The organism is Amycolatopsis sp. NPDC051061 (assembly GCF_040682935.1).
Taxonomy (GTDB): domain Bacteria; phylum Actinomycetota; class Actinomycetes; order Mycobacteriales; family Pseudonocardiaceae; genus Amycolatopsis.
This window is the reverse complement of sequence record NZ_JBFBBZ010000005.1, coordinates 97,376-122,165: the sequence shown is the minus strand read 5'-3', so window position 1 is coordinate 122,165 and position 24,790 is coordinate 97,376. Positions and strand designations below refer to the sequence as shown.

The following is a 24,790-nucleotide window of genomic DNA, read 5'->3' as shown; positions in this document are numbered from 1 at the left end:
CATGACCTTGCTCGACGACGACTTCGTCCGAGGTACCGGCGGGACCCATCCGGTCGTCGAACCGGCCACCGGGGACATCCTCGGCAACGTGGGCATCGCGACGCCGGACGACGTCGCGAAGGCCGCTTCGACCGCCGCCGCGGCTCAGCGCGACTGGGCCCGGCGCAAGCCCGCCGAGCGCGCCGCGGTGCTGCGCCGCGCCGGGGAGCTGTGGGAGACGCACGCCGCCGAGGTGCAGGACTGGATCGTCCGCGAAGCCGGTTCGACGCGGCCCAAGGCCGCGATCGAGACGGAGATGGCGGCCGGGATCTGCTTCGAGGCCGCGGCCCTGCCCACCCATCCGCGCGGTGAGGTGCTGAGCACCGGCGAACCCCGCTGGTCGCTGGCCCGGCGCGTCCCGGCCGGCGTGGTTTCGGTGATCTCGCCGTTCAACTTCCCGCTGATCCTGGCGATCCGCTCGGTCGCGCCCGCGCTCGCGCTCGGCAACGCCGTGCTGCTCAAGCCGGACCTGCGGACCGCGGTGTCCGGCGGGGTGAGCATCGTGCGCGTCTTCGAGGAGGCCGGACTGCCCGAAGGACTGCTGCACCTGCTGCCCGGCGACGCCGCCGTCGGCGCGGCGGTGGTCGACGCGCCCGAGGTGTCGGTGGTGTCGTTCACCGGCTCCACCGCCGCCGGCCGCAAGGTCGGCGAGGCCGCCGCGCGGGCGCTCAAGCGCGTGCACCTGGAACTGGGCGGGAACAACGCGCTCGTCGTGCTGCCGGGCGCCGACGTCGCCAAGGCCGCGTCCGCCGGCGCGTTCGGCTCGTTCCTGCACCAGGGCCAGATCTGCATGACGACCGGGCGTCACCTCGTGCACGAGACCCAAGTGGACGAATACGTCGAGGCCCTCTCCGAGAAGGCACGGCGGCTGCCGGTCGGGAACCCCGCCGCCGGCGACGTCGCGCTCGGCCCGATCATCGACGGCCGCCAGCTCGCGCACGTCACCGACGTCGTCGACCGCAGTGTCGCGGCCGGTGCTCGCGTGCTGGCCGGCGGCAAGCCGGACGCGCCGTTCTACCCGCCGACCGTCCTCTTCGGACTTTCCGGCTCGACACCGGCGTGGCGCGAGGAAATCTTCGGCCCGGTCGCGCCGGTGCGCGCCTACCGCGACCTCGACGAGGCCGCGCGGATCGTCAACGACTCCGAGTACGGCCTGTCGGTCGGCATCCTCGGCGACGTCGGCACCGCGATGACGCTGGCCGACGAGGTCCGCTCGGGCAAGGTGCACATCAACGAGCAGACCGTCGGCGACGAGCCGACCGCGCCGTTCGGCGGCGTCGGCGACTCCGGCAACGGCTCCCGCTTCGGCGGCGCCCAGGCCAACATCGAGGCCTTCACCGAAACCCAGTGGCTGACCGTCCGCGCGGACATCGCGGGCTACCCGTTCTAAGGAGCACGACGATGACGACGTCTCCCGCCCGTACCGTGTGGACGGCGGTCCTCTGCTGGCTGACCGTCCTGCTCGAGGGCTACGACCTGGTCGCGCTCGGCGCCACCATCCCGACCCTGCTGAAGAGCGGCTACCTCGGCTTCACCGCGGCCGGCGCGACCGCGGTCGCGACCGTGTCGCTGGTCGGCGTCGCGGTCGGCGCGGCCTTCCTCGGCCCGCTCACCGACCGCTTCGGCCGCCGCGGCATGCTCATCGGCTCGGTGCTGCTGTTCTCGCTGTTCACCCTGCTGACGCCGGTGGCGCCGAACGTCGCGACGTTCGGGATCTTCCGGTTCGTCGCCGGGCTCGGCCTCGGCGCGTGCATGCCGGTGGCGCTGACCGTCATGTCGGAGAACCTGCCGGCGCGGCGGCGGGCCAGCGCGAGCACGTTCACGATGACCGGCTACCACGTCGGCGCGGTGCTGACGTCGATCCTCGCGCTGTACGCGAAGGAGGACTGGCACGTGCTGTTCTACGGCGGCGGGATCGTCGGCCTGCTGGCCGTGCCGCTGATGTGGTGGAAGCTGCCGGAATCCGCGGCGTACCTGGCGTCCCGGGAGGACGCGGCGGCCGAGCGCGTCGGGCTGCGCGACCTGCTCGGCGCGCGGTTCCGGCGGATCAGCATCGCCGTGTGGACCGGTTCGTTCATGGGATTGCTGCTGGTCTACGGGCTCAACACGTGGCTGCCGCAGCTGATGCGCACGGCCGGTTACCCGATCTCGACGTCTATCACGCTGCTGCTGGTGCTCAACATCGGCGCGGTGCTCGGGCTGGTGCTGGCGGGCACGATCGCCGACCGGTTCGGCATCCGGCCGATCGCCCGGATCTGGTTCGGCGCGGGCGCGGTGCTGCTCGCGGCGCTGAGCCTGCGCATCGGGAACGCGTTCGTGCTCAACGCGGTCGTGCTGCTGACCGGCGTGTTCGTGTTCTCCGCGCAGGTGCTGATCTACGGGTACGTCGCGCAGGTGTTCCCGGCCCGGCTGCGGGGCACGGCGCTCGGGCTGACGTCGGCGGTCGGGCGGCTCGGGTCGATCCTCGGGCCGTTCGTGACCGGCGCGCTCGTCACGGCCGGGGTCGCGTACCCGTGGGGGTTCTACTTCTTCGCCGTCGTGGCCGCGTTCGGGCTGGTCGCGGTGCTGATGCTGCGCGGCGAGGCGCGTGCTCCCGCGGAGCTGACGGCAGTGTAGTCAGGCCGTTTCCTCGGGGCGTCGGCGCATGGTGGGCTCGGGATCCTCGGTACGGCGGTCGGAGTCTTTCAGCACCTCCCGGGCCTGCGCTTCGGGGTCGGCGCTGTCGGCGGCTTGTTCCTCCGGCAGCAGCTCGGCGCGGGTTTCCGTCCGGTCGGGGATCTTGTCGTCCATGCCGGGGTGGTACCCGCTGCGGTCCGGGCTCAGACATTCAGCCAGCCGACGGCGAGCGAGACGATCAGCGCGGCGACCATCAGCACGAGGACGCCGGTGACGACCAGCCAGAGCACCGGCATGGTCTTCGACGGCATGGGCTGCGGGTGCGAGAGCCCGGAGGTCTGCGCGGAGTCGGGCGGCGTGCTGCCCGGCGGCACCCCGCCCCCAGGTTCGAGGTCCGGGGTGCGACTCGGGTCCGGATCCGGGGGCTGGGCGGTCATGGTCGGTCCTTCCGTCGCGGTCGGTTCGGCTTGGGCGGCGGGTGCCCGGCGGGGAGGCGGACAAACTTGGCGCGGGACGGCGGGCGGGGCGCTCGGCTGTCGGGCGCGGCCCGGCCGGGTGGGTTGCTCGGAGCGGTCCGGCTCGGCTCGCGCCGGAGACGGTGGGCCGTTCCCCCGGCCGGGGTCGGGTCGGGCACAGTCTCGCGTCGGCAGGTGGGCTGCCGGCTCGCCCCGCCCCGGTTTCAGTCCTTCGCCCGCCGGTTCCCCGCCGCGTCGCGGCGGAGGCGGTTCGCCTCCGCCGAGATCTCTCCCAGCTGCTCCGCCAGCCCCGCGTGCTCGGCGGCCAGGTGCGGCTGGGCCGCGGCCAGCGGGGGCAACAGCGTCGCCGGGTCGTCGTCGCCCAATGCCGCCCCCAGGCGGTCCGCGCTCTCCTGCGCCGCCGGCCCGAGACCGTCCAAGGCGCTCACCCGGCCGGCCAGCTGGCGCAGGATCACCGAGTTGCGGCGCGCCCAGTCGGCGACCGCCCGGTCGCCCGCCCGGCGGTCGCGCTCCGCGCCCACCCGGGCCTCCCCCGTCTTCTCCCCGGTGTTCGACGGCTGGAGCCGCAGGTAGCGCCGTTCCGCGGCCTGGCGGCTCGCCACGCCCAACGCCGGCGCCAGCGCCACCCAGCTGGCGCCCACCGCCCGGGCCGCGGTGATCAGCTCCGGCTCCCAGCCGGCCAGCTCCTCGCGCAGCACGCGCAGGCCGGCCAGCGCGGACAGCACCCGGTCCTGATCCACCGAGCCGGCGCGGGAGGCTGCGACCACCTCGTGGATCCGGCTCAGCGCGCCCGCGGGATCACTCGCGTCCATCGTCATCGTTTCGACGACTCCCATCTTGTCATCGTTTTGACGACATGATAGAACAAAAGCGCGTATTGACGCCAGCGTCGTCGAGTTCCCGGAGGTGGACCGATGGTGATGCGCGACACCCCGGTTCCCCAGCCTTGCCGAAGTCTGACCTCCTCACGTCGAAAAACTCGCGTGATCACCGAAAAGCAGGACGAGCGCGCGCCCGTGACCGCCCTGCTCGAGGAGCTCCTGGCGCGGATCGCCGCCGACGTGCCGGGCGCCCTCGGCGCCGCGCTTTCCGCGCACCACCACGGAATGCCGCTGCACGTGGCCGCCACCCGCGAGCTGGCGACCGCCTTCGTCCCGGCCCAGCTGGACCGGTTCGGCGGCCCGGTGGCGACGGCCTGCCACACGGGCGAGCCGGTCGTCACCGCCGACGTCTTCGCCGATGAACGCTGGCCGTCGCTCACCCTCAGCGGCCTGATCGAGCTCCATCCCGACCTGGCGACGGACTGGACGCGCGTCCGCGGCGTCGCGGCGCTGCCCGCCCCCTGGGACGACGAGGGCCGCCTGGTGCTGTCGGTGACGCTCGATCGGCCCGCCACCGAAGAGACGCTGAAGGTGTTGCGGCGCAACGAAAAGTTCACGGCGATGGTGCTGGCCGTCGCCGAGGCGGCCCGGCCGGACCGGACCGAGCAGATGCTGGATCTCCTGCAGTCGCGGGCCGCGCTGGAGGAGGCGAAAGGCATCGTCATCGCGCTGCGGCGCTGCGACCCCGACGAGGCCTGGGCGACCCTGCGGCGGGCGAGCCGGCAGTTCAACGTCAAGGTGCGCGAACTCGCCGTCGCGCTGGTGGAACTGCTGGCCGGTGCCCCGGCGCCGCAGCCCGACGGCCACCGCACGATCCACCCCGGTCCCGCCGCCCGCGCCGCCGCCGCGCAGGTGTTGCGAGCGTTCGAGAGCGACGTCGAGCTGACCGGCTTGTAACGCTGCGGCCGGCCACCCCGGCCAATCCGGCCTCCGACTCAGGCCGGCTCGATGCGGAACACCGCGATGCGCTCCGCCGCCGCAGCAGCCGCGTCGGGAGTTGCCGCCTCCGCGAGACCCGTGGTCACCAGCCGCTTCCCCACGCTCGCCGGGCTGTTCGCCACCAGCTCGCGCAGCAGCGGGCGCCGCTCCTCGACCGGGACCTCCCTCAGGCGAGCGGCCGAGGTGCGGCGGCCGCGGGTGAGCGTCACCTCGGCCGCCGCACGGGCGTTCGCCACCCAGGCCGCCTTCGGGTAGGCCTGGAAGATGTAGCGGTCGCCGTCGATCGGGATGACCGCGATCGGGAACGTGCGCGGCACCCCCGTGCGCCGGCCGGGGACGGTGAGCAGCTGCATCGGGCCGAACGCGACACCCAGCCGCTGCAACCCCACGACGATCTTGTTCCCGGCGTTGACCATCCGCCGGTAGTTCTGCGCTGTTGTCATGACACGAGCGTACACGAGATCATATGACACTCATATCATCTGTGACTCGTATTCAGCGAGGGTCCGGACCGGGCTCGGATTCCGGGGGCAACGGATCCGGCACGGGCGTGCCCGGCTCCGGAGCCGGCCGGTCCGGATCCGGGCCCGGCAGCGACGGGTCCGGCGAGACGGGATCGGGCGGCATCGGCTCGGGCGGGGCCGGGGGTGCGGTCAGGCGAACTGCAGTCGGCATCGGATTTCCCTCCGCCAGTGCGCCGTCCGCGAGTCGGACGGCGATCACCGGTGGTTACCACCGCGGCTCGCAGTGGAAACCACCCGCGCCCACTAGCACCGCGTCGAACCCGTCCCTCGCGCGCCGGCACAAGTCCATCGTGTCCATGTCGGTCCTTCGTCGAAGTGTCCTGTCCCCCGAGGACGAACGGGCGCGGCCGGACCTGACCGTTGACCCTGACACCGTGTCAGCCGCTATCCCGGACCCATGACGTTCTTCCGCACCGCCACCGACGTGGCCGCCGACATCCGCCGGGGCGCGCTCTCGTCCCGTGAACTGACCGAACAGCTCTTCGCGCGCATCGACGCCTCCGACGTCAACGCCGTCGTCGCGACCCGCCGCGACTTCGCGCTCGAAGCAGCTTCGAAGGCCGACGCGACGACCGGCGGGCCGCTGCACGGCGTCCCGATGACGATCAAGGACGCCTTCGCCGTCGCCGGAATGGCCACGACCTGGGGCGAGCCGGCGTTCGCCGACGCCGTGGCGGACCGGGACGCCGTGGTCGTCGAACGGTTGCAAGCGGCGGGCGCGATCGTCGTCGGCAAATCGAACGTGCACCGCATGCTCGCCGACTTCGGCCGGACCGAGAACCCGGTCTACGGGCGGACGCTGAACCCGTGGGACCCCGCGCGGACGCCGGGCGGGTCGAGCGGTGGCGCGGCGGCCGCGCTCGCGGCCGGACTGTCCTTTTTGGAGTACGGCTCCGACCTGGCCGGGTCGATCCGGATCCCGGCGGCGTACTGCGGCGTCTACGGCCTCAAGCCGACCCCGGGAACGGTGCCGCTGCGGGGTTTCCAGCCGCCCGGGCCGCCCGCCGATCTCGTCCGGGAGTTCCCTTCGGCGGTCGGTCCCCTGGCCCGCTCGGCCGCCGACCTGCGGCTCGCGCTGAACGTCACCGGCCGGCCGGGAGCGCGTTCGCGCCGGTCGAAGCTGCCGGACTTCCGCGTCGGTGTCGTGCTCGACGACCCGAGCTGCCCGGTGACCGAAGAGGTCGGCCAGGTCCTGTCGGACGCCGTCGACGCACTCGCCAAGGCGGGTGTCCCCCTGCGCGAAGGCTGGCCGGACGGCGTCGATCCGGTCGTCCAGGCGGCGGCGTTCGGCTTCCAGGTCGAGTGGTTCTTCGCCGCCCAGGAAGGCCGCGAACTCGCCGGCACGGACGAGCGGGAGCGGCAGCGGGCGGCGCTGGGAGCGGCGTGGGCGCGGTACTTCGCCGACGTCGACGTCTTCCTCTGCCCGACCGTGTTCACGACGGCGTTCCCGCACGACGACCGGCACCGCTACGACGACCAGGTGTTCTGGGTCGCGCAGGCGTCGCTGCCCGGACTGCCCGCGGTGAGCGCGCCGGCCGGGGGCGCGCTGCCGGTCGGGCTGCAGGTCATCGGACCGGCGCACGAGGACGACACCGCGATCACGTTCGCGGAACTCGCCGCGGACGTCGTCGGCGGGTTCGTCCCGCCTGCGGAATGATCGGGAGGTGTTCTCGATCGGCGATTTCGCCCGCCACGGCCGGGTGTCGGTCCGGATGCTGCGCCACTACGACGCGCTCGGGCTGCTGCGGCCGGCGCGCGTCGACCCCGCGACCGGCTACCGCAGCTACACGGCGGGGCAGCTGGCGCGGCTCAACCGGATCGTCGCGCTGAAGGACCTCGGGTTCACCCTCGAGCAGGTGGCGACGCTGCTGGCCGAGGACGTCTCGGCCGAGCAGGTGCGCGGCATGCTCACGTTGCGGCGAGCGGAACTGGAGTCCGCCTTGGCGGCAGGCGCGGCGCGGCTCACGCAGGTCGAGGCGCGGCTGCGGACGATCGAAGAGGAAGGTCACGCACCCGACGTCGTCGTCAAGGAGCTGCCGGCGATGCGCGTGGTCGAGCTGACGGGCGTGGCGGCGGGGTTCGCGCCGGAGGCGATCGGCCCGGTGGTGCGGCCACTGTGCGCGGAGCTGGGCCGCCGCCTCCCCGCGGCGGACGTCACCCCGGCCGGGCGGCTGACGTGCTACTACGAGCAGCACGCGGAGGACGAGGTCGTCGTGCACGCGGCGGTTCCGGCGTCGGTCGGCTCGGGTGACCTCAACGGCTTGGCCGTGGCGGACCTCGCACCGGTCCGCGCGGCGACGCTGGTCCACCGCGGCGCGATCGACGGCGTGCTGCCGAGCTGGCAGGCGGTGGTCCACTGGATCGCCGACCACGGGTTCGCCTCGGCCGGGCCGCAGCGGGAGCTGTACCTCGACTGCCCGGACGATCCGGCGGACTGGGTGACGGAGCTGCAGGAGCCGATCCGCTAAGGCCGGTGGGCGTGCTCGGCCGGCAGGTCGCGGTCCAGGTGGTCCGCGTGGTGCAGCGCCTGGGCCAGCAGGCCGCGCACGTGGTCGTCGGCCGCCGAGTAGTAGACGAACGTGCCCTCGCGCCGGCCCTTGACCAGGCCGGCCAGCCGGAGCTTCGCCAGGTGCTGGCTGACCGCCGTCGGGGCCGCCCCCGCCAGCTCCGCCAGGCAGGCGACCGACGACTCGCCCTGCAGCAGCGCCCACAGCACCTTGATGCGAGTGGGGTCGGCGAGCAGGCGGAACGACTCCGCGGCCAGGTGGACCTGCTCGTCGGCAGGCATGTCGAACTCCGGCAGCGACGCGTGCATGCCGCGAACCTTACTACTTGCGTATCTGCGTGCATGCGCAGATAGACTCCCACCATGGGACACGGACATGGGCACGGCCACGACCGCGTCGACGACGCCCTCGAAACCAGCCGGCGTGGGCTGCGCACGCTGACGTGGTCGTTCGCCGCGCTGTTCGTGACCGCCGTCGCGCAGCTGGCGCTCGTGCTCGTCACCGGGTCGGTCGCGCTGCTCGGCGATACGATCCACAACTTCGCCGACGCGCTGACCGCCGTCCCGCTCGGCATCGCGTTCGTGCTGGGCCGGCGGGCGGCGACGCGCCGCTACACCTACGGCCTCGGCCGCGCCGAGGATCTGGCCGGGATGGTCGTCGTGCTGGTCGTCGCCGCTTCGGCGGTGCTCGTCGGGTACGAGTCCGTCCTGCGGCTGCTCGATCCACGGCCGGTCGGCCATCCGTGGGTGGTCGCGGCGGCGGGCGTGATCGGCTTCGCCGGCAACGAGCTCGTCGCGCGGTACCGGATCAAGGTCGGACGGGAGATCGGCTCGGCCGCGCTGGTCGCCGACGGGGTCCACGCCCGTACGGACGGCTTCACGTCGCTGGCCGTCGTCGCGGGCGCTGCCGGAGTGGCGTTCGGCTTCCCCGCGGCGGACCCGATCGTCGGGCTGGGTATCACGGTCGCGATCGTGTTCGTGCTGCGCGACGCGGCGAAGGAGGTGTTCCGGCGGCTGCTGGACGCCGTCGACCCGGCGTCGGTCGAGCTGGCCGAGCGGACAGCGCTCGACGTCGAGGGCGTGCTCGGCGCGCGTGACCTGCGGATGCGGTGGATCGGGCACCACCTGCGGGCCGAGCTGGCGGTGACGGTCGCGGCGGACCTGAGCGTCCGGGAAGCCCACGCGCTCGCGCACGTCGTGGAGCACCGGCTGGTGCACACGATCCCGCGGCTGGCCGCGGTGGTCGTCCACACCGAACCGGCGGTCGGCGCGGAACTCGCGCACTAGCTCCGCCGCAGCCCGAACGCCAGCTTCAGGAGGACCAGCAGCACCGTGCCGAGGATCAGCGGCTGCGCGAGGATCAGCTGGACGACCTGCGGCATCGCCTTCAGCGTCGGCGCGGGGACGAACAGGCCGCCGATCGCCGTGATGAACGGGAAGCCGGCCAGCATCAGGTTGTCGCGGGACCAGTGCACGCCCGAGAGGACGTCGATCGCGCTGGCGAACAGCACGCCGAACAGCACCGTGCCCGCCGCGGCCAGCACCGGCAGCGGGACCGCCTGCAGCAGCCGGTCGAACGGGCCGAGGCCGCCCAGCACCAGCAGGATCACGCCGGTGGCCAGCGTGACGTACCGCGAGCCCACCTTCGTCACGCGCAGCAGGCCGATGTTGTCCGGATAGGCCAAAGTGGACAGTCCGCCGAACACCGCCCCGACCGTGCTGCCGAGGACTTCGCCGAACACGCCCTGGGACACGCGGTGGCCGGACAGCTCCTGCCCGCCCCAGTCGGCCACGATGTCGTAGGTGGCGATGCTTTCGGCGATCGCGGGCAGCAGCGTGATGAAGAAGATCAGCACGAGGTCGCCCTGCACGGCGAAGCCGAACGGGAAGATCCGCGGCACCGTGACGCCGAGGTTCTCCCCCACCGCGCCGAAACTCGTCGGCGCGAGCAGCGCGTAGACGACCGTCCCGGCCACCACCGCGACCAGGACCGCGCCCCGGCGCAACAGCTTTCCCCGACGCAGCAACGTCAACGCGATGACCAGCGCCGCCGCGACGCCGCCCGCGAGCAGGTTCACCCACGGGAAGCCCGGGCTCGCAGGCGTGCCCAGCCAGTTGGGCAGGGCGGTGCTCGTCAGCTGGGTCGCGAGGATGAGCACGAGCACGCCGGAGATGACCGGGTCGCGCACGAACTTCGCCAGGTACGTGATCGGGCCGAACCGCTTGAGCGGGATTGCGATGACGCACCAGATCAGCCCGGCGACGACCATCGACCCGAACGCGGCGCCGAGACCGCCGCGCCCGTGCCCGACGGCCAGCAGCGCGGCGAGCGAACCCGCGTACGGCCCCTGGATGATCGGCAGCCGCAGCAGCAGTACCGACTGCAGGATCACGACCAGCCCGGACGTCATGAAGGTGACGCCGTAGAGGTAGGCGGTGTCCGCGGCGGACAGCTTGAACGCCGTGCCGATCAACGCGGGGAAGATCAGCAGGCCCGCCATGCCGAGGATGTTCTGGATCCCGAGCCCGACCGCGCTCGAGACCCGGACCTTGTCGTCGATGCCGACGTCGAAGACGGGTACGTGACCGGCCGGCGCGTCGACGGTGATGCGAGTGGCCATGGGGACTCCTGGGGAGCGGGGTCAGCGGACGGGACGGGGAGCACGCAGCCGGGCGGCCCAGCGTTCGAGCATCCCGGCGAGCACGATGCGGATCAGCTCGGCCGCCTTCATCGGCGGAGCTTCGTCCCGCGGCTCGCCGCTGGGAGGTACGGCGGTGGGTGCGGGCTGTGCCACCGAAGCAGCAGCCGGAGCGGGCGCCGCGGGTTCGCCCTGCTCGATGCGCTGCCGCACCCGGGACGCGAGCTCTCCCACCATCCGGCCCGAGACGTCGGCCATGATCCCGCGCCCGAACTGCGCCAGCTTGCCCGAGATCGTCAGATCCGTGGCCAGCACGACGTTCGCGCCCTCGCCCGACGGCGTCACGCGCATCGTCGCGCGCGCCTTGGCGGTGCCGGAGCCGCGCGAGTCCTTGCCGTCGGCCAGCAGCACCGCCGTGCGCGCGACCGCGTCGCGCTCCACCACCTTCGCCACGCCCTGGTAGGCCGCGGTCACCGGACCGACCTTGATCTTCACCTTGCCCTGGTAGGCGTCGTCACCGAGGTCCTCGGTCAGCTCGGCGCCCGGGAAGCACGCGGCGACGTTGTGGGCGTCCTGCAGGAAGCGGTACACCTCGTCGGGGTCGGCGGCGACCTCGAAGGAGTTCTCGATGAGCATCAGGAGACCTTCTTCTTTTCGGCAACTGAGTCGGCGACTGAGGCGGCGGCCAGCAGGGCGTCGACGATGCGGGCGGGGGTGACCGGCGCCCGGGTCACGCGGGCGCCGAGCGGGCGCAGGGCGTCCTCGACGGCGTTGGCGATCGCGGCCGGGGGCGGGACCGTGCCGCCCTCCCCCGCGCCCTTCACCCCGAGCGGGTTGAGCGGGCTGGACGAATGGATGTGGAACAGCTCGACCGGCGGCACCTCGGCCGAGGACACCAGCGCGTAGTCGAGGTAGCTCGTGGCCTGCGGGGTGGCCTCGTCGTCGTAGACGGCTTCTTCGTACATCGCGTTGCCGAGGCCGTGGGCGAACCCGCCGAGCACCTGACCGTCGACGAGCAGGGGGTTGATCACGGTCCCGCAGTCGTGGCCGATGACGTACTTGAGGATGGTGATCCCGCCGGTCTCGGGGTCCACCTCGACCAGCGCGGCGTGCGCGCCGCTGGCGTAAGCCGCTCGCTCCGGCGAGAAGTAGCTCGCCGTCTCGAGCCCGGCGGTGATCCCGCGGGGCAGCGTGATGCCGTGCTTGCCGATGTTCGCGACCTGCGCGAGCTGTTGCAGCGAAACGGACTTCTCGCGGTCACCACCCAGGCACGCGTGGTTGCCGTCGAAGTCCACTTCGGACACATCGCAGCCGAGCAGCACCGCCGCCGTGTCGAGCAGCCGGGCTCGCATCTGCTTCGCCGCTTCGAACACCGCCGGCCCGCAGGTGGCCGTGATGCGCGAGGCGAACGTGCCCTGGCCGAACGGGATCCGCGCGGTGTCGCCGGTCGTGACGTCGATGTAGGCCATGTCCAGGCCGAGGCCGTCGGCGGCGATCTGGGCGTAGATCGTCTCGTAGCCCTGCCCCTGGCCGGCCGCGGCGAGCGTCACGAGGAGCCGGCCTCGGTTGGTGAGGCGGATCTTCGCGCCTTCGTACGGGCCGAGCCCGCAGCCTTCGACGTACACGGCGAGCCCGATGCCGAGGTACCGGCCTTGCTCGCGCAGGCGAACCTGCTCCCGCCGGGCCTCGTCGTACCCGATGCGCTCGACCGCGCCTTCCAGCAATGCCGGGAAGTTGCCACTGTCGTAGGTCAGCGGGCTGCCGTCGCGGAACATGATGCCGACCTGGTACGGGAACTCGTCGGCCTGGATGAGGTTGCGCCGCCGCACTTCCGCGGGGTCGAGGCCGAGGTGCGCCGCGATCCGGTCCATCATGCGTTCCATCACGAACACCGCCTGCGGCCGGCCCGCGCCCCGCACCGACGAGGTCGGGACCATGTTGGTGTAACAGGCCCGCAGCTCGATGTCGATGTTGGGCACCTTGTACGGGCCCGGCACCGTCGACGTCGTGATCGACGGGACCTGCAGTCCGGCACAGTACGCGCCCTGGTCGTGCTCGATCACGTCCTTGACGGCCAGGAGCCGGCCGTCGGCGTCGAAGCCGACCTCGACCTGGTGCGTCTGCGAGCGTTCCATCATCGCCGAGACGAAGTTCTCCTGCCGGTCCTCGACCCACTTCACCGCGCGGCGCAGCCGTTTCGCGACCCACGGGATCACGACTTCTTCGCCGTAGAACTGGGCTTTGGGGCCGAAGCCGCCGCCGACGTCCGGCGGGGCGATCACGCGCAGGTCGTCCTCGGCCATCTCGTAGATCATCGACAGCTGCTGGCGCGCGTAGTGCGGCGACTGGGTGGTGTCCCAGATGGTCAGCTGCCCGGTCGCCGGCTCGAAGCGCGCGGCCACGGCGCGCGGTTCCATCGAGTGGCCGCCGCCGCGCATGACGAAGAACTCTTCGCTCAGCGTGTGCGGTGCGGTGCTGAGCGCTTCCGCCGCGTTGCCGGCGCTCTGGGTGAGCAGCACGGCCACATTGGACTCGTCGCCGGTGTGGACCAGCGGGCCGCCGGGGCGCAGCGCGGCGGCGGTGGAGCCGACGGCGGGCAGCACCTCGTAGTCGACGTCGATCAGTTCCAGCGCGTCTTCGGCGATGTACCGCGACTCCGCGATCACGACAGCGAGGGCCTCGCCGACGTAGTGCAGCTCCTCCGGCGGCATCGGCAGCCGCGGGTAATCGCGCAGCTGCGGGTGCTGCACCTTGGGCGCCAAGGGTTTCTGGATCTCCATCAGGTCCGCGCCGGAGAACACCGCGACGACGCCGGGCAGCGCGAGGGCTTCGCTCGCGTCGAACGCCGTGATCCGCGCGTGCGCGTGCGGCGAGCGCAGGAAGGCCGCCGCGAGAGCGTCGGGGAGGTCGAGGTCGTCGAGGTAGCGGCCCTGGCCCGTGAGCAGCCGCTGGTCCTCGCGGCGCGGCAGCCGGGCGCCGATCATCGCCTCAGGCATCGGACCGTCCATTCGCGACGTCCAAGACGGACTGGACGAGCCCGGTGTAGCCGGTGCAGCGGCAGATGTTCCCGCTCAGCACCTCGCGCGCCTGGGCCTCGTCGCGGACGGTGTCCTCGCGCAGCGCGGCCGTGACGCTCATCAGGAACCCCGGCGTGCAGAACCCGCACTGCAGGGCGTGGTTGCGCTTGAACGCCTGCTGCAGCGGCGCCAGTTCGCCGTCGGTGGCCAGGCCTTCGACCGTCTCGACGGCCGCGCCGTCCACCTGGACGGCGAGCATCAGGCACGCGCGCGTCGCGGCGCCGTCGACGATCACCGTGCACGCGCCGCAGACGCCGTGCTCGCAGCCGAGGTGCGTGCCGGTCAGCCGCAGCTTCTCGCGCAGGAAGTCCGCCAGGGTCAGGCGCGGGTCGACGGCCTCGTCGAACGGGTCGCCGTTGACCGTGCCCCGGACCCGCCGGGTGGCTTGCTCAAGCATGGGCCTTCTCCGTGATGTCGGCGAGCGCGCGCTTGACCAGCACGCCGGTGAGCCGGGCGCGGTATTCGGCGCTCGCGTGGATGTCGCCGGTGGGGTCGACCTGGGCGCGGGCGGTGGCCTCAGCGGCCGCGCCCAGGTCGGGTCCGAGGGGCTGCCCGATGACGAGCAGTTCGGCGTCGGTGAGCCGTTGCGGGGTCGGCGCGACGCCGGCCGCCGCGATCCGGCACGCCGTGACGACGCCGTCATCCACTTCGCACACCGCCGCGACACCGGCCAGCGCGAAGTCGCCGCGCCGGGTGGCGAACTCGCGGAACGCGGAGAACTGGTTCGTCCCCGGTCGGTCGACGCTCACCTCCAGCAGCAGTTCGTCCGGCTCGAGGGCGGTGGTGAGGTGGAACAGGAAGAAGTCCGCCGCGGACACGGTCCGGACGCCCCGGGCCGAGGCGACGGTGAACTTCGCGTCCAGCGCGGTGAGCACGCTCGGCAGCTCGGCGGCCGGGTCGGCGTGGGCCAGGCTGCCGCAGATCGTGCCGCGGTTGCGGATCTGCGGGTGGGCGACCTGGTGCAGGGCCTCGGTGAGCACCGGCAGCAGCCGCGCGGCCTCGGCCGAGCGTTCGAGCTGCCGCTGGCGGACCAGGGCGGGGATCGTGATCGTGTCCTCGCCGAACGCCGGCGTCCCCCACTGCTGCCCGATGCGGTTGATGTCGACGAGGTGCTCGACGTGGGCCAGGCGGAAGTTGAGCATCGGCATCAGGCTCTGGCCGCCGGCCAGGACCTTGGCGTCGTCGCCGAGATCGCGCAGCAGGTCGAGGGCTTCGTCGAGCTCGCGAGGCGCGTGGTAGGTGAAGCGGGCGGGTTTCATCGGGTCTCCGTGACGCGGCGCAGGTGCTGCCGGACGCGGCCGGCGAGCAACGGGCGTTCGACGAGCGACAGGTGCCGCAGGTCGGGCAGGATGTCGAGCTCGGCGCCGTCGATGCCCTCGGCGAGCTGCCGGGCCATCGTCGGCGGGGTCGCGTAGTCGTGCCGCCCCACCAGCACCAGCGTCGGCGCGGTGACCGACGGCAGCAGCGGCCGGGAGTCCATGGCGCCCATGGCGATCGACGCCGCGGCGTGGGCCTCGCTGTTGGTGCGCAGGAAGATCTTGACGACGCGGTCGGCTTCTTCCGGGTGCCGGTCGCGGAACTCCGGGGAGAACCAGCGGTCGAGCTGGAAGGTCACCTGCTTCGCCCGCGGCGCGGCGACGGCCTTCTGCGCGCGTTCGGCCCAGGCGGTGACGGCGTCTTCGCCGTACCAGGCCGTGGTGTCGGCCAGCACGAGCGAGCGGACGCGCTCGGGGTAGCGGCCGGCGAAGTTCACCGCGACGCTGCCGCCCATCGACAGGCCGAGCAGGCTCGCCGACGGGAGGTCGAGGGCGTCGAGGGTGCGGGCGACGTCGTCGGCGAGGTCTTCGATGCTGAACGGCTTGCCGTCCCAGGCGCTGTCGCCGTGGCCGCGCAGGTCGAGGGCGAAGACCTGGAACTCGTCGGAAAGGGCTTCGGCCAGTGGCGTCCACAGTTCGCCGGAGAGCGCGAGCGGGTGCAGCAGGACCAGGGGTTCTCCCGCGCCGCGGCGGCGCACGGCCAAGGGCTTGCTCATGCGGGCCTCCGGAAGAGCGTGTCGGCGTTGGTGTGCAGGACCGCTTCGACGGCCGCCGGGTCGAGGCCGCTTTCGCGGACGGTCCGGACCGGCTCGGGGTCGCCGAGCGCGAACGGGTAGTCGCTGCCCAGCACCAGCTTTTCGGAACCGACGAGCCCGGCCAGGAACGCGATCGACGAACCGGACAGCCCGACGGTGTCGTAGTGGAAGTCGCCGAGGTACGCGGACGGCTTCTCGCGCCGCAGCTCGCCGGCGAAGGCTTCCTTGGTGCGGTAGCCGCCGTCGAGGCGATGCGCCTGGTACGGCAGGAACCCGCCGCCGTGCACGAGGACCAGCCGCAGGTCCGGATGGCGGTCGAGGACGCCGGCGAGGATGAGCTTGGTGACCGCGACGGTGTTGTCGATCAGCCGGCCGTGGACGTTGCCCATCGTGCCCAGCGAGGCGAGGTCTCCCGACGGCCCGCACGTCGGCGGGTGCAGGACCACCGGGATCCCTTCGGCCGCGGCGAGCGTCCACAGTGGATCGAACGACGGCTCGTGCGGCGCGGGGCCCGCGGGCGGGTCGGTGTTGAGGATCAGCCCGGCGAACTCGGGTCGTTTCCAGGCCTCGAGCAGGTCGTCGGCGGCCCGGTCGCCGTCGTCGGTGGCCACCGAAGCCAGCGCGACGGTGCCGGCCGCGGACTCGGCCATCGCGTCGTTGACCGTGCGCGCCCAGTCCCGGGCGCGGGCCGGGTTGAGCGGAGCCGACTGGATGTCCAGCCACGGCGAAAGGATCTGCCGCGTGACGCCGGCCTGCCGCCGCCAGCCGGCCTGGGCGCCGGGCTCGGTCATCCGTGCGCCGATGGGCCGGGTCTCGCCGGTGCCGGGCACCGCCACCACCCAGCCCGCCTCGGTGCGCCGCGCCGAGAACCCCGCGACGGGGGCCTGCTCCAGCGCGGTCAGCAGCGAGGGCGGCACGATGTGCGCGTGCGTGTCGAGGACTTCCGTCCGACTCACCTCCACCGGTCGGGTTGGTGCCCTGACGCTAAGCGGGGTCGTGGTGCTGGGACCAGCGCGCTTTCCTGGCAGCAGGCATAAGGAGAACTGACAGCCGGGGCCTCGCTTCCGGCGGGCGTTCGTGATGCGATGGTCGGACGAGTCCACAGAGGAAGGCGGCGGTCGTGACGGAAACCCGGAACGTGGTCGTGGCGATCACCGGCGCCAGCGGAGCGTGCTTGGGCGTGCGCGTCCTGCAACTGTTGCGGGAACAGCCCGGGTTCCGGACGCACCTGGTGCTGTCCAAGGCCGGGATCCTCACCCTGCGCCACGAATGCGACCTCACGGTGGCCGACGTCCGCGCGCTCGCCGACGTCACCTACCGGCCGGGCGAGATCGGGGCGACGATCGCGTCCGGCTCGTTCCCGGTCGCGGCGATGCTCGTCGTGCCGTGCTCGGTCAAGACGCTCTCGGCGATCGCCACCGGCTACACCGACGACCTGGTCAGCCGCGCCGCCGACGTCTGCCTCAAGGAGGGCCGGCCGCTGCTGCTGATGGTCCGCGAAACCCCGCTGCACCTGGGGCACCTGAAGTCGATGGTCGCGGTGACCGAGGCCGGCGCGATCATCGCGCCGCCGGTGCCCGCGTTCTACCCGCGTCCGCGGACCGTCGGGGACCTCGTGGACTACACGGCTCGCCGCGCGCTCGCCCGGGTGGGACTATGGGAGCTGGCGCCGGAACCGTGGGACGGCGAACTGACCAGGGCCGACCCGGCCGACCTGCTGGGGCGGTGACGAAAGGGACCGGGGTGCTGGAGGCGCGGCGGCTGCAGATCTTCTCCGCGGTGGCCGAGCACGGCTCGTTCACCGCGGCGGCCGAGGCCCTGTTCATGACCCACTCCGCGGTCTCGCAGCAGATGGCGCTGCTCGAACGGCAGCTGGGCGTCCCCCTGATGATCCGCGGGCCGCGCGGGATCGAGCTCACCGAAGCGGGCAAACTGCTGTCCGAACGCAGCACCGGGCTGCTCGGCACGATCGCCCACATCGAGCAGGAGATGTCCGACCTCAAGGCGCAGCACGCGTCGGTGCGGCTCGGCGCGTTCCCGACGGCCGGGGCCGACCTCATCCCCCGCGTCGTGCGCGAGTACCAGCGCCGGTACCCGGAGACGAAGATCGTGTTGCGCTCGGCGCACGCGTCCGACATGACGGCGGCCCTGCGCGACGGCTCGATCCACCTGGGCCTGGTCTGGGACTACGACTTCGACCCGCGGTCGGTGCCCGCCGACGTCGAGTGGGTCCACCTGGCCGACGACCCGCTGTGCGTGCTGGTGCCGCTGGACCACCCGGTCGCCGGGGAGTCCGAAGTGGAGCTGCGGGAGCTGGCCGGCGAGACGTGGGTGGTGCGCAGCCACCGGCCGCCGTACGACGAGGCGTTCACGACGTTGTGCCGGTTGTCCGGTTTCGAGCCGCGGATCGGCTTCGCGACCGAGGACTACCTGTCGGTGCAGGGCCTGGTCGCGGCGGGGATCGGCATCGGCGCGGCCCCGCGGCTGGCGCTGGTCGCGCAACGCCCCGACGTCGTCGCGGTGGCGATCGCCCCGGCGGCCCCGCGGCGGCGGATCGCGGCCGTGCGCCTGCTGGAGGCGAGTCATCCCCCCGCGGCGCGGCAGATGCTGGAAGTATTGCGGGTCGTGGCGACGACCGACCCGGAGGAACACGCGTGACCGAACCGCCCGATGTCCTGCGCCGGATGCTGCTCGACGGGCGCGCGGACGTCTCGTTGGTCGACCGGATCGTCGAGGACCTGGCCCGCCGGATCATCGACGGTTCCCTGCCCCCGGGCGCGGACGTCAACTCGGTGGACCTGGCCCGCCGGTTCAGCACGTCGCGCACGCCGATCCGGGAGGCGCTGCTGACGTTGCAGCGCGAGGGGCTGGTGGACATCCCGGCCCGCCGCCGGCCGCGGGTCGCGCCGGTGACGCTCGCCCAGGCGCGGGAGCTGTACGAGATCCGGGCATCGCTGCACGCGCTGGTGAGCGAGCTGATCGTCGCTCGTTCTCCGGATTTGTCGGTGCTCGCTTCTTGGCAGGCACATTTGCGTGACGACGCTGCTAGCGGGGACGTCGATGCGTACTTCTGGCACAACGTTTCCTTCCGCCAGGCCGAGGCGGAGGTGGCCGGGAACCGGCAGTTGACGCGGTTGCTGGGGTCGCTGGGGTTGCGGACTTTGCAGCTGCGGCACGTAAGTTTGTCGTTGCCGGGGCGGTTGGACCGGTCGGTGGCGGACCATGAGCGGTTGCTGGCGGCTTATGCCGACGGGGACGCGGCTTTGGCGGTGGCGTTGACGCGGTCGATCATCATGACCGGGTTGCATTCGATCGAGGCTTCGGGGTGGTCGGGGCTCGAGGTCGCGGAGTGAGTCAGACGCCGCCGGCGCGTTCGATCGCCCGGTAGCCGCGCATCACCAGTGACCGGCTCACCGCCGCCGCCATGGCGGCGTCGCGGTCCGCGTACGCGTTCACCAATCTCTCGTGGTCCGCCACCGAATGCAGCAGGCGACCCGGCAGCGAGAGACTCAAGTGCCGGAACCGATGCATCTGCAGGCCCAGCGAACTCAACCGCCGCTGCAGCTCGCCGTTCTTCGACAAACTCGCCTCCGCGTTGCGAAACCCGACGTTGTGCCAGAAGTACGCATCGACGTCACCCGCCGAAGCATCCGCCGAAAGCAGCCCCTGCCAGCGCCGCAACCCGAAGATCTCCGCGTCCGACGCCCGCGCCACCAGCAATTCGCTCACCAGCGCGTAGAGCGAAGCCCGGATCTCGTAGATCTCCCGCACCTGCGCCATGTCCACCGGGGAGACGTAGGGCCGTCGCCGGGGCGGGATGATCACCAGGGACTCCCGCTCCAGCAACAACAATGCCTCCCGCACCGGCGTGCGCGAAGTGCTGAACCGGCGGGCCAGCTCGGCGGAGTTCACCTCGTGGCCCGGCGGCAGCCGCCCCTCGACGATGCCCACCGCGATCTCCTGGAAGATCGTGAACGCCAGCGACGAGCTGCCCTCCACCCCGCGCAGCGCGGTGAAGAGCAGCTCCCGCCGGAGGTCCGGGAGATCGACGGCGGTCACTAGCCGAGGACCTCGGGCCAGCGCCGGCTCACGTCGGCGATCAGCGAGGGGCTCGACTCCGCCACCGCCGGGAAGTCGCCCAGCCGCTCGAACGGACGGCACGCGTCGATGATCGCGCGGCTGTTGAACGCCACCGCGCCGGGCAGCGTCAGCGGGTCGACCCGGCTGCCCCACGTCCGCTTCATCACCTCGATGTCGATGGACGGGTCCGTCCGCCCGCACATCGCCCAGACGACCTCGCCGAGGTCGCGCGGGTTGACGTCGTGGTCGACGACCACCGTGAACCGGTTCATGTACGCCGCGCTCGGCAGCTGCGAAGTCAGGTACGCCGCCTGGCGCGCGTGCCCCGCGTAACGCTGTTCGATCGCGACGATCAGCAGCGAGCGGCCGCCGCCCGCCTCGTGCGCCCAGACGCCGCGCAGCCCCGGCAGGCCCGTCTTGCGCAGCGAGTCCGTGATGATCGCGGACTTCATCACCGTCCGCATGTACGAATAGTCGTGCGGCGGCTTGCCCGGCGGCGCGCCGAGCAGGATCGGGTCGTCGCGGTAGTACACCTTTTCGACGTCGATGGTGAGGATCGGGTCGCGCGAGCCGGAGTAGTAGCCGGTCCACTCGCCGAACGGGCCTTCCGGGCGCTTGTCGTCCGGCCGCACCCACCCTTCGATGGCGATCTCGGCGTCGTGCGGCAGCGGCAGCCCGGTCGCGAGCCCGGCGATCGTGCGCACCGGGGCGCCGGCCATCGCACCGACGTAGTCGTACTCCGAGACGTCGCCGGGCACCTCGACGCCGGCCGCCACCAGGTACGCCGGGTGGTGACCCAGCGACGCCGCGATCGGCGCCCGCCCCTCGGCTTCGAACCAGCGGCGCAGGTGCTGGGCGCCGTGCTTGCCCGCCTCTATGTTGACGCTCACCGCGCGGCCGTCGTCCTGCACCTGCATCCGGTACGCGCCCAGGTTGATCCGGCCGGTGTCGTAGTCGCGCGTGACCACGGCGCAGCCCGTGCCGATGTACCGGCCGCCGTCACCCTCGTGCCAGCGCGGCACCGGGAACTTCAGCAGGTCGACCTCGTCGTCCACATGGGACAGTAGCGGGCCGTCGGCCACGGTGACCGCGCGGAAGTCGCCCGACCGGTCGATCCACTCCCCCGGCTTGACGGCGAGCTTCTCGACGAGGTCCTCGTCGGTGTTGTCCCAGCCGAGCCCGAGCACCGAACCGAGCAGCCGCGGATTGCTGACCGAGCCGGACAGCACGCGCGAACCGGCAGCGTAGTCCTTGATCGAGTCGAACATCAGGGCTTTGGGGTGCGAACGCCGGTAGTTGACCTGGGAGAGCGCGCCGATCTCGAGCTCCCAATGGGCGCCTTCGACGGTCTGCACCTCCCCGGCCGCCTCGGCTTCGGCGAGCCACTTCCGCAGGTCGGTCATGCCGGAATCCTTCGCGAGTTCTGGCGGAGGTGGCCGATCGCCGCCTCGGCGGTGAGCACGTCCGCGTACTTCTGGTCCAGGTCGAACAGGCTCAGCCAGTGCGAAGCCTCGAAGCGGTCGAAACAGCAGTCGCCGACGACGCCGACCCGGTAGCCGCGGCTGCAGGCGTCGACGACGGTCGAGCGCACGCACCCGCTGGTGGCTTCGCCGACGACGAGCAGGGTGTCGTGGCCGCCCATCCGCAGCATCGTGTCCAGCGGGGTGTCGTGGAAGCAGCTGGGGCCGATCTTCTCCAGCACGACGTCACCGGCCCACGGTTCCACTTCGGACACGATCGCGTTCGGATCCACTGTGGACTTCGGGGCGAGTGCCGAGCCCGGCTTCCGGTTCCACCGGCCGTACCGCGCCGGCGTCGCGTGGAAGTAGATCACCGGCGCCCCGGCGTCGCGGGCCGCGCGCAGCACCGGGGCGGTGCGGTCGACAGCCGCCCAGCCCTCGGCGCCGCACGCGCTGGGCCAGTCCGCGACCGCGCCGAGGATGTCCTGGCGAGGCAGGCCCAGCGCCGCGTAGTACAGGTCGACGACGAGGACGGCCGGGTTGGTCCCCAGACCGAACGGGGCCCGCTTCGCCCACGACGTCGCCGCGAGCACCGCGCGGTCCCGTTCGGTCAGGTACTTCGTCCACTCGGCTTCGAAGTTCATGGCGCCGTGAGGCTGTTGTCGATGTACTTCGCGATGTCCGATGGAGCAGTGGTTTTGGCGTTCTCCGCGGCTTCGTCGAAGGCCTGCTTGATCACCTTCTCGTCCACCGCGGGGGTCTTCGCCCAGACGTCGAGGAAGAAGTCGTAGGCGTAGGCGGCGAGTTCGGGGCTCTTCACGCCGCTGTACTTCTGGATGCTCGCGACCGTCTCGTTCTTGTGGGCGCGGATGTACTGCAGCGCCTCGGTTTCCGCCGCGATGAACCGCTTGACGACCTCGCGGTTGTTCTGCAGGTACTTCGACTGCACGGTGTAGGCGCCGAGCGGGAACGGCATGTTCGACAGCGCGGCCAGCCGGTGCGCGCCCTTCTCCCGGCTCTCGGTGCCGTTGGGCGGCTGCGTGAGGATCGCCGACACGGCACCGCTGCCGAGCGCGGCCACCTCGGCCGGGACGCCCTTGACGAACACCGCGGTGACGTCTTCGCGCTTGAGGCCGTTCGCTTCCAGCAGCGCGGTCAGCCCGAAGTCGCTTTCCGAGCCGGGCGAGGTGATCGCGACCTTCTTGCCCTTGAGCCCGGCGACCGACTTGACGTCCGGGCTCGCCCACATCTCGAGGTTGTAGTGCGGTTCGGACATTGCCACGTACTTGAGATCGGCGCCCTTCATGATGGCGGCCGCGGTGTCGGCCGCGACGCCGACGCCGATCTGGACGCTGTCGCTGGCCAGCCCGGCGACCAGCTGGGAGCTGTCGTTGAGCCGGCTGAGCTTCACGTTGAGGCCGTGCTTGGTGAAGATGCCGTAGTCCTGCGCGGTGTAGAGGTCGGAGTAGCCCGCGCCGAGCGCGGTGTAGCCGATGGTGACCGGCAGCGCGCCGCTGGCGTCGGCGGTGACCTTGCCACCGGCCCCGCCCCCGCACGCGGTGAGGCCGAGCAGCAGGCTCGCTGCGATGAGTGTCGTCCGGATCTTCATTCTGCACCTGCCCAGTGGGTGAAACGGCGTTCGACCAGCCGGACGGCCCAGTTCAGCAGCAGGGCGACCACGGCCAGGAGGACGATCCCGGCCATCGCCGAGTCCATGTTGAAGTTGGAGGTCTGCGTCTGCACGAAGTAGCCGAGGCCCTGGCTGGCCAGGAACAGCTCGGCGACGATCGCGCCGACCAGCGCGCGGCCGACGGCCAGGCGCACGCCCGCGAGGATGTACGGCAGCGTCGCGGGCAACGCGATGGTGTAGAAGAACTTCAGCCGCGGCGTGCAGAACACCGTCGCGACGCGGGTGTAGTCGCTGTCGAGGTTCCGCACGCCCGCGGTGATGTTGATGATCAGCGGCAGGATCGCGGCCCACACGATGACGATCACGCGCGAGGTGTTGTCGATGCCGAACCAGAAGATGATGATCGGCAGGAACATCACGTACGGCACCGAGTAGAGGATGTTGACCATCGGCTCGGTCATGTCGTGCAGGATCTTGCTGCGGCCCAGCACGAGCCCGATCGGGATGCCCAGGACGAACGTGATGCCGAGGCCCCACAGCAGTTCCAGGCCGGTCGCCCCGAGCGCCGGGTAGATTTCGCCGGAGCCGAAGAGCTTCGTCTCGGCCGCGGCGATGCGCAGCGGGTTGCTGCTGAAGGAGACGTCGACGAGGCCGAGCGCCGTCGCGAGTTGCCACAGCACCAGGACGATCGCCATCCCGGCCGTGCCGAGCAGCCCGCTACGGTGTCGCCGCGCCCAGCCGGAGCTCACCGACAGAGCCGGCGGTGGGGTCGGTGCTGGCGTCGTGCGCGGGAGAGACGCTGTTGTCATGGTTCGGCTCCGAAGCTGCGGGTTCGTGGTGAAGGGCCGAGAGGATCTTGTCGCCGTAGGCCAGGAACTCGGCGCTGCGCCGCCAGGCGGCGTCGCGCGGGCGGGGCACGTCGATGACCACTTCCAGCGCGACGTGCGCGGGTGACGGGGAGAAGACGAGCACGCGGTCGGCGAGCAGCACGGCCTCGTTGACGTCGTGGGTCACGAACATCGCGGTCTTCTTCGTGACGGCGTCCGCCTGCCAAATCCGCAGGAGCTCGTCCTGCAGGTTCTCGCGGGTCTGCGCGTCGAGCGCCCCGAAGGGCTCGTCGAGCAGCAGCAACGTCGGATCGGTGGCCAGGGCGCGCGCGAGGTTGACGCGCTGTCGCATCCCGCCCGAAAGTTCGTGCGGGTACTTCTTCGCGACCTTGGCCAGGCCGACGATGTCGAGGAGCTCTTCGGCGCGTTTCCGGGTCTGGGCGTTGAGCCTGCCCTGGACCTGGGGTCCGAAGAGGACGTTGTCGAGGACGGTCCGCCACGGGTAGAGCGAGGCGTGCTGGAAGACCAGCGACCGCTCCGGCCCGGGGCCGGTGATCGGCCGGCCGGCCAGTTCCAGTGCCCCGCCGGCGACGGGCACGAGCCCGGCGACGGCCTCGAGGAAGGTGGTCTTGCCGCACCCGCTGGGGCCGACGATGACCACGAACTCCTCGTCGCGGATCTGCAGGTTCAGGTCCAGGCACGCGGTGGAGAATCCGCTGCCGCGCCGGGCGCGGTGCCCGAGCAGCAGGTCCCGGGCGTCCAGGCAGATGTTCGGGACGGACATCAGCACGCCCCCGGGGTTTCTGGGTGGTTCACTACCGCTCCTCCTTGCCGATGGCTGCACTGCGGACCGCAAGGTGTCGACACTTCGGGAGAGTCTGCGTCCGCGCTGGCGACAAAGTCAAGGATTCAGAATCGAGTAAGACAAGGTTCTGTCGCTAACTGTCGACACTAGCCACTTCGTGACAGCTCACCCCGGCCCAAAGCCGTGAAGGCCTCCTTACCGGCCTTAAGAGCCGGTAAGG

General features: G+C 71.8%; 28 protein-coding genes. 9 read left to right on the top strand and 19 right to left on the bottom strand.

Annotation, left to right across the window (positions count from 1 at the left end; translation table 11 throughout):
* Window position 1 precedes the first annotated feature (1 nt).
* A complete protein-coding gene (locus AB0N03_RS08725; protein ID WP_364367509.1) occupies window positions 2–1,429 on the top strand; it encodes a benzaldehyde dehydrogenase in 1,428 nt (475 codons plus the stop codon).
* 11 nt (window positions 1,430–1,440) lie between these two features.
* Window positions 1,441–2,655: an aromatic acid/H+ symport family MFS transporter gene (locus AB0N03_RS08720; protein ID WP_364367506.1), complete on the top strand. Its 1,215-nt coding sequence runs from the start codon at window positions 1,441–1,443 to the stop codon at window positions 2,653–2,655.
* Here AB0N03_RS08720 and AB0N03_RS08715 read toward each other — a convergent pair whose 3' ends face one another.
* The 3 genes from AB0N03_RS08715 to AB0N03_RS08705 all read right to left on the bottom strand — a co-directional run bounded on the left by AB0N03_RS08715 (window position 2,656) and on the right by AB0N03_RS08705 (window position 3,943).
* Window positions 2,656–2,829, bottom strand: a complete 174-nt coding sequence (locus AB0N03_RS08715) for a hypothetical protein (RefSeq protein ID WP_284742728.1) — start codon at window positions 2,827–2,829, stop codon at window positions 2,656–2,658.
* 29 nt (window positions 2,830–2,858) lie between these two features.
* Window positions 2,859–3,092 carry a DUF6480 family protein gene (locus AB0N03_RS08710; RefSeq protein ID WP_364367504.1) on the bottom strand — a complete coding sequence of 78 codons (234 nt, stop codon included), beginning with the start codon at window positions 3,090–3,092 and terminating at the stop codon, window positions 2,859–2,861.
* A 242-nt stretch (window positions 3,093–3,334) separates the two neighbouring features.
* The gene (locus AB0N03_RS08705; RefSeq protein ID WP_364368112.1) at window positions 3,335–3,943 is read right to left on the bottom strand and encodes an HSP18 transcriptional regulator; all 609 of its coding nucleotides are present in this window, start codon (window positions 3,941–3,943) and stop codon (window positions 3,335–3,337) included.
* A gap of 171 nt (window positions 3,944–4,114) precedes the next feature.
* Between AB0N03_RS08705 and AB0N03_RS08700 the strand changes: the two genes are divergently transcribed.
* Window positions 4,115–4,909: an ANTAR domain-containing protein gene (locus AB0N03_RS08700; RefSeq protein WP_364367501.1), complete on the top strand. Its 795-nt coding sequence runs from the start codon at window positions 4,115–4,117 to the stop codon at window positions 4,907–4,909.
* Between the two features lie 38 nt (window positions 4,910–4,947).
* On the opposite strand, the gene AB0N03_RS08695 is transcribed toward AB0N03_RS08700, so the two are convergent.
* Both AB0N03_RS08695 and AB0N03_RS08690 read right to left on the bottom strand, forming a co-directional pair.
* Window positions 4,948–5,394, bottom strand: a complete 447-nt coding sequence (locus AB0N03_RS08695) for a nitroreductase family deazaflavin-dependent oxidoreductase (RefSeq protein WP_364367498.1) — start codon at window positions 5,392–5,394, stop codon at window positions 4,948–4,950.
* Window positions 5,395–5,446: 52 nt separating this feature from the next.
* Window positions 5,447–5,626 (bottom strand): hypothetical protein, encoded by a 180-nt coding sequence (locus AB0N03_RS08690; protein ID WP_364367495.1) that lies wholly within the window; start codon window positions 5,624–5,626, stop codon window positions 5,447–5,449.
* Window positions 5,627–5,872: 246 nt separating this feature from the next.
* Between AB0N03_RS08690 and AB0N03_RS08685 the strand changes: the two genes are divergently transcribed.
* Window positions 5,873–7,132, top strand: coding sequence for an amidase family protein (locus tag AB0N03_RS08685; RefSeq protein WP_364367492.1), 1,260 nt, complete (start codon window positions 5,873–5,875; stop codon window positions 7,130–7,132).
* A gap of 7 nt (window positions 7,133–7,139) precedes the next feature.
* A complete protein-coding gene (locus AB0N03_RS08680) occupies window positions 7,140–7,943 on the top strand; it encodes a MerR family transcriptional regulator (protein ID WP_364367489.1) in 804 nt (267 codons plus the stop codon).
* Here AB0N03_RS08680 and AB0N03_RS08675 read toward each other — a convergent pair.
* Complete coding sequence (locus tag AB0N03_RS08675) at window positions 7,940–8,290, bottom strand: metalloregulator ArsR/SmtB family transcription factor (RefSeq protein WP_364367487.1); 351 nt, start codon at window positions 8,288–8,290, stop codon at window positions 7,940–7,942. The two genes, AB0N03_RS08680 and AB0N03_RS08675, sit on opposite strands and share 4 nt — an antisense overlap.
* Before the next feature lie 54 nt (window positions 8,291–8,344).
* On the opposite strand from AB0N03_RS08675, the gene AB0N03_RS08670 reads away from it, so the two are divergent.
* Window positions 8,345–9,268: a cation diffusion facilitator family transporter gene (locus AB0N03_RS08670; RefSeq protein WP_364367484.1), complete on the top strand. Its 924-nt coding sequence runs from the start codon at window positions 8,345–8,347 to the stop codon at window positions 9,266–9,268.
* On the opposite strand, the gene AB0N03_RS08665 is transcribed toward AB0N03_RS08670, so the two are convergent.
* From AB0N03_RS08665 to AB0N03_RS08635, 7 genes are read right to left on the bottom strand one after another with little or no spacing between them, the layout of a single operon-like run.
* Window positions 9,265–10,602: a solute carrier family 23 protein gene (locus tag AB0N03_RS08665; RefSeq protein WP_364367481.1), complete on the bottom strand. Its 1,338-nt coding sequence runs from the start codon at window positions 10,600–10,602 to the stop codon at window positions 9,265–9,267. The genes AB0N03_RS08670 and AB0N03_RS08665 overlap by 4 nt on opposite strands.
* A 21-nt stretch (window positions 10,603–10,623) precedes the next feature.
* Window positions 10,624–11,256: an SRPBCC family protein gene (locus tag AB0N03_RS08660; RefSeq protein WP_364367478.1), complete on the bottom strand. Its 633-nt coding sequence runs from the start codon at window positions 11,254–11,256 to the stop codon at window positions 10,624–10,626.
* Complete coding sequence (locus AB0N03_RS08655) at window positions 11,256–13,616, bottom strand: xanthine dehydrogenase family protein molybdopterin-binding subunit (RefSeq protein WP_364367475.1); 2,361 nt, start codon at window positions 13,614–13,616, stop codon at window positions 11,256–11,258. Before AB0N03_RS08655 ends, AB0N03_RS08660 begins: the two co-directional genes overlap by 1 nt.
* The gene (locus AB0N03_RS08650) at window positions 13,609–14,094 is read right to left on the bottom strand and encodes a (2Fe-2S)-binding protein (RefSeq protein WP_364367473.1); all 486 of its coding nucleotides are present in this window, start codon (window positions 14,092–14,094) and stop codon (window positions 13,609–13,611) included. Before AB0N03_RS08650 ends, AB0N03_RS08655 begins: the two co-directional genes overlap by 8 nt.
* Window positions 14,087–14,956, bottom strand: a complete 870-nt coding sequence (locus AB0N03_RS08645) for a xanthine dehydrogenase family protein subunit M (RefSeq protein WP_364367470.1) — start codon at window positions 14,954–14,956, stop codon at window positions 14,087–14,089. The genes AB0N03_RS08650 and AB0N03_RS08645 overlap by 8 nt, the downstream gene beginning before the upstream one ends.
* Entirely contained in the window at window positions 14,953–15,729 is a 777-nt protein-coding gene (locus AB0N03_RS08640) for an alpha/beta fold hydrolase (RefSeq protein ID WP_364367467.1), read from the bottom strand. Before AB0N03_RS08640 ends, AB0N03_RS08645 begins: the two co-directional genes overlap by 4 nt.
* Window positions 15,726–16,724 (bottom strand): amidohydrolase family protein, encoded by a 999-nt coding sequence (locus tag AB0N03_RS08635; RefSeq protein ID WP_364367464.1) that lies wholly within the window; start codon window positions 16,722–16,724, stop codon window positions 15,726–15,728. The genes AB0N03_RS08640 and AB0N03_RS08635 overlap by 4 nt, the downstream gene beginning before the upstream one ends.
* A 164-nt stretch (window positions 16,725–16,888) precedes the next feature.
* Here AB0N03_RS08635 and AB0N03_RS08630 point away from each other — a divergent pair, with 164 nt between their 5' ends.
* The 3 genes from AB0N03_RS08630 to AB0N03_RS08620 are packed head-to-tail and all read left to right on the top strand — an operon-like array spanning window position 16,889 to window position 19,121.
* Window positions 16,889–17,497 (top strand): UbiX family flavin prenyltransferase, encoded by a 609-nt coding sequence (locus tag AB0N03_RS08630; protein WP_364367461.1) that lies wholly within the window; start codon window positions 16,889–16,891, stop codon window positions 17,495–17,497.
* Entirely contained in the window at window positions 17,494–18,426 is a 933-nt protein-coding gene (locus AB0N03_RS08625; protein WP_364367458.1) for a LysR family transcriptional regulator, read from the top strand. Before AB0N03_RS08630 ends, AB0N03_RS08625 begins: the two co-directional genes overlap by 4 nt.
* Complete coding sequence (locus tag AB0N03_RS08620) at window positions 18,423–19,121, top strand: GntR family transcriptional regulator (RefSeq protein WP_364367456.1); 699 nt, start codon at window positions 18,423–18,425, stop codon at window positions 19,119–19,121. The genes AB0N03_RS08625 and AB0N03_RS08620 overlap by 4 nt, the downstream gene beginning before the upstream one ends.
* Window position 19,122: 1 nt before the next feature.
* Here AB0N03_RS08620 and AB0N03_RS08615 read toward each other — a convergent pair whose 3' ends face one another.
* Genes AB0N03_RS08615 through AB0N03_RS08590 form a run of 6 tightly spaced genes read right to left on the bottom strand, consistent with a single transcriptional unit; the run spans window position 19,123 to window position 24,549 of the window.
* Window positions 19,123–19,827: a GntR family transcriptional regulator gene (locus AB0N03_RS08615; RefSeq protein WP_364367453.1), complete on the bottom strand. Its 705-nt coding sequence runs from the start codon at window positions 19,825–19,827 to the stop codon at window positions 19,123–19,125.
* Window positions 19,827–21,251 carry a UbiD family decarboxylase gene (locus AB0N03_RS08610; RefSeq protein ID WP_364367451.1) on the bottom strand — a complete coding sequence of 475 codons (1,425 nt, stop codon included), beginning with the start codon at window positions 21,249–21,251 and terminating at the stop codon, window positions 19,827–19,829. Before AB0N03_RS08610 ends, AB0N03_RS08615 begins: the two co-directional genes overlap by 1 nt.
* Window positions 21,248–21,952 (bottom strand): isochorismatase family protein, encoded by a 705-nt coding sequence (locus AB0N03_RS08605; protein ID WP_364367448.1) that lies wholly within the window; start codon window positions 21,950–21,952, stop codon window positions 21,248–21,250. The genes AB0N03_RS08610 and AB0N03_RS08605 overlap by 4 nt, the downstream gene beginning before the upstream one ends.
* Window positions 21,949–22,917 carry an ABC transporter substrate-binding protein gene (locus AB0N03_RS08600; RefSeq protein ID WP_364367445.1) on the bottom strand — a complete coding sequence of 323 codons (969 nt, stop codon included), beginning with the start codon at window positions 22,915–22,917 and terminating at the stop codon, window positions 21,949–21,951. The genes AB0N03_RS08605 and AB0N03_RS08600 overlap by 4 nt, the downstream gene beginning before the upstream one ends.
* Window positions 22,914–23,687 carry an ABC transporter permease gene (locus AB0N03_RS08595; RefSeq protein WP_364367442.1) on the bottom strand — a complete coding sequence of 258 codons (774 nt, stop codon included), beginning with the start codon at window positions 23,685–23,687 and terminating at the stop codon, window positions 22,914–22,916. The genes AB0N03_RS08600 and AB0N03_RS08595 overlap by 4 nt, the downstream gene beginning before the upstream one ends.
* Window positions 23,656–24,549, bottom strand: a complete 894-nt coding sequence (locus AB0N03_RS08590; protein ID WP_364367439.1) for an ABC transporter ATP-binding protein — start codon at window positions 24,547–24,549, stop codon at window positions 23,656–23,658. The genes AB0N03_RS08595 and AB0N03_RS08590 overlap by 32 nt, the downstream gene beginning before the upstream one ends.
* Window positions 24,550–24,790 lie beyond the last annotated feature (241 nt).

Excerpts from the sequence above, each read along its gene's own strand:
- AB0N03_RS08725 (WP_364367509.1), top strand. The coding sequence starts at position 2 with ATGACCTTGCTCGACGACGACTTCGTCCGAGGTACCGGCGGGACCCAT.
- AB0N03_RS08720 (WP_364367506.1), top strand. The coding sequence starts at position 1,441 with ATGACGACGTCTCCCGCCCGTACCGTGTGGACGGCGGTCCTCTGCTGG.
- AB0N03_RS08715 (WP_284742728.1), bottom strand. The coding sequence starts at position 2,829 with ATGGACGACAAGATCCCCGACCGGACGGAAACCCGCGCCGAGCTGCTG.
- AB0N03_RS08710 (WP_364367504.1), bottom strand. The coding sequence starts at position 3,092 with ATGACCGCCCAGCCCCCGGATCCGGACCCGAGTCGCACCCCGGACCTC.
- AB0N03_RS08705 (WP_364368112.1), bottom strand. The coding sequence starts at position 3,943 with ATGGACGCGAGTGATCCCGCGGGCGCGCTGAGCCGGATCCACGAGGTG.
- AB0N03_RS08695 (WP_364367498.1), bottom strand. The coding sequence starts at position 5,394 with ATGACAACAGCGCAGAACTACCGGCGGATGGTCAACGCCGGGAACAAG.
- AB0N03_RS08690 (WP_364367495.1), bottom strand. The coding sequence starts at position 5,626 with ATGCCGACTGCAGTTCGCCTGACCGCACCCCCGGCCCCGCCCGAGCCG.
- AB0N03_RS08685 (WP_364367492.1), top strand. The coding sequence starts at position 5,873 with ATGACGTTCTTCCGCACCGCCACCGACGTGGCCGCCGACATCCGCCGG.
- AB0N03_RS08675 (WP_364367487.1), bottom strand. The coding sequence starts at position 8,290 with ATGCACGCGTCGCTGCCGGAGTTCGACATGCCTGCCGACGAGCAGGTC.
- AB0N03_RS08670 (WP_364367484.1), top strand. The coding sequence starts at position 8,345 with ATGGGACACGGACATGGGCACGGCCACGACCGCGTCGACGACGCCCTC.
- AB0N03_RS08665 (WP_364367481.1), bottom strand. The coding sequence starts at position 10,602 with ATGGCCACTCGCATCACCGTCGACGCGCCGGCCGGTCACGTACCCGTC.
- AB0N03_RS08660 (WP_364367478.1), bottom strand. The coding sequence starts at position 11,256 with ATGCTCATCGAGAACTCCTTCGAGGTCGCCGCCGACCCCGACGAGGTG.
- AB0N03_RS08655 (WP_364367475.1), bottom strand. The coding sequence starts at position 13,616 with ATGCCTGAGGCGATGATCGGCGCCCGGCTGCCGCGCCGCGAGGACCAG.
- AB0N03_RS08650 (WP_364367473.1), bottom strand. The coding sequence starts at position 14,094 with ATGCTTGAGCAAGCCACCCGGCGGGTCCGGGGCACGGTCAACGGCGAC.
- AB0N03_RS08645 (WP_364367470.1), bottom strand. The coding sequence starts at position 14,956 with ATGAAACCCGCCCGCTTCACCTACCACGCGCCTCGCGAGCTCGACGAA.
- AB0N03_RS08640 (WP_364367467.1), bottom strand. The coding sequence starts at position 15,729 with ATGAGCAAGCCCTTGGCCGTGCGCCGCCGCGGCGCGGGAGAACCCCTG.
- AB0N03_RS08610 (WP_364367451.1), bottom strand. The coding sequence starts at position 21,251 with ATGACCGACCTGCGGAAGTGGCTCGCCGAAGCCGAGGCGGCCGGGGAG.
- AB0N03_RS08605 (WP_364367448.1), bottom strand. The coding sequence starts at position 21,952 with ATGAACTTCGAAGCCGAGTGGACGAAGTACCTGACCGAACGGGACCGC.
- AB0N03_RS08600 (WP_364367445.1), bottom strand. The coding sequence starts at position 22,917 with ATGAAGATCCGGACGACACTCATCGCAGCGAGCCTGCTGCTCGGCCTC.
- AB0N03_RS08590 (WP_364367439.1), bottom strand. The coding sequence starts at position 24,549 with ATGTCCGTCCCGAACATCTGCCTGGACGCCCGGGACCTGCTGCTCGGG.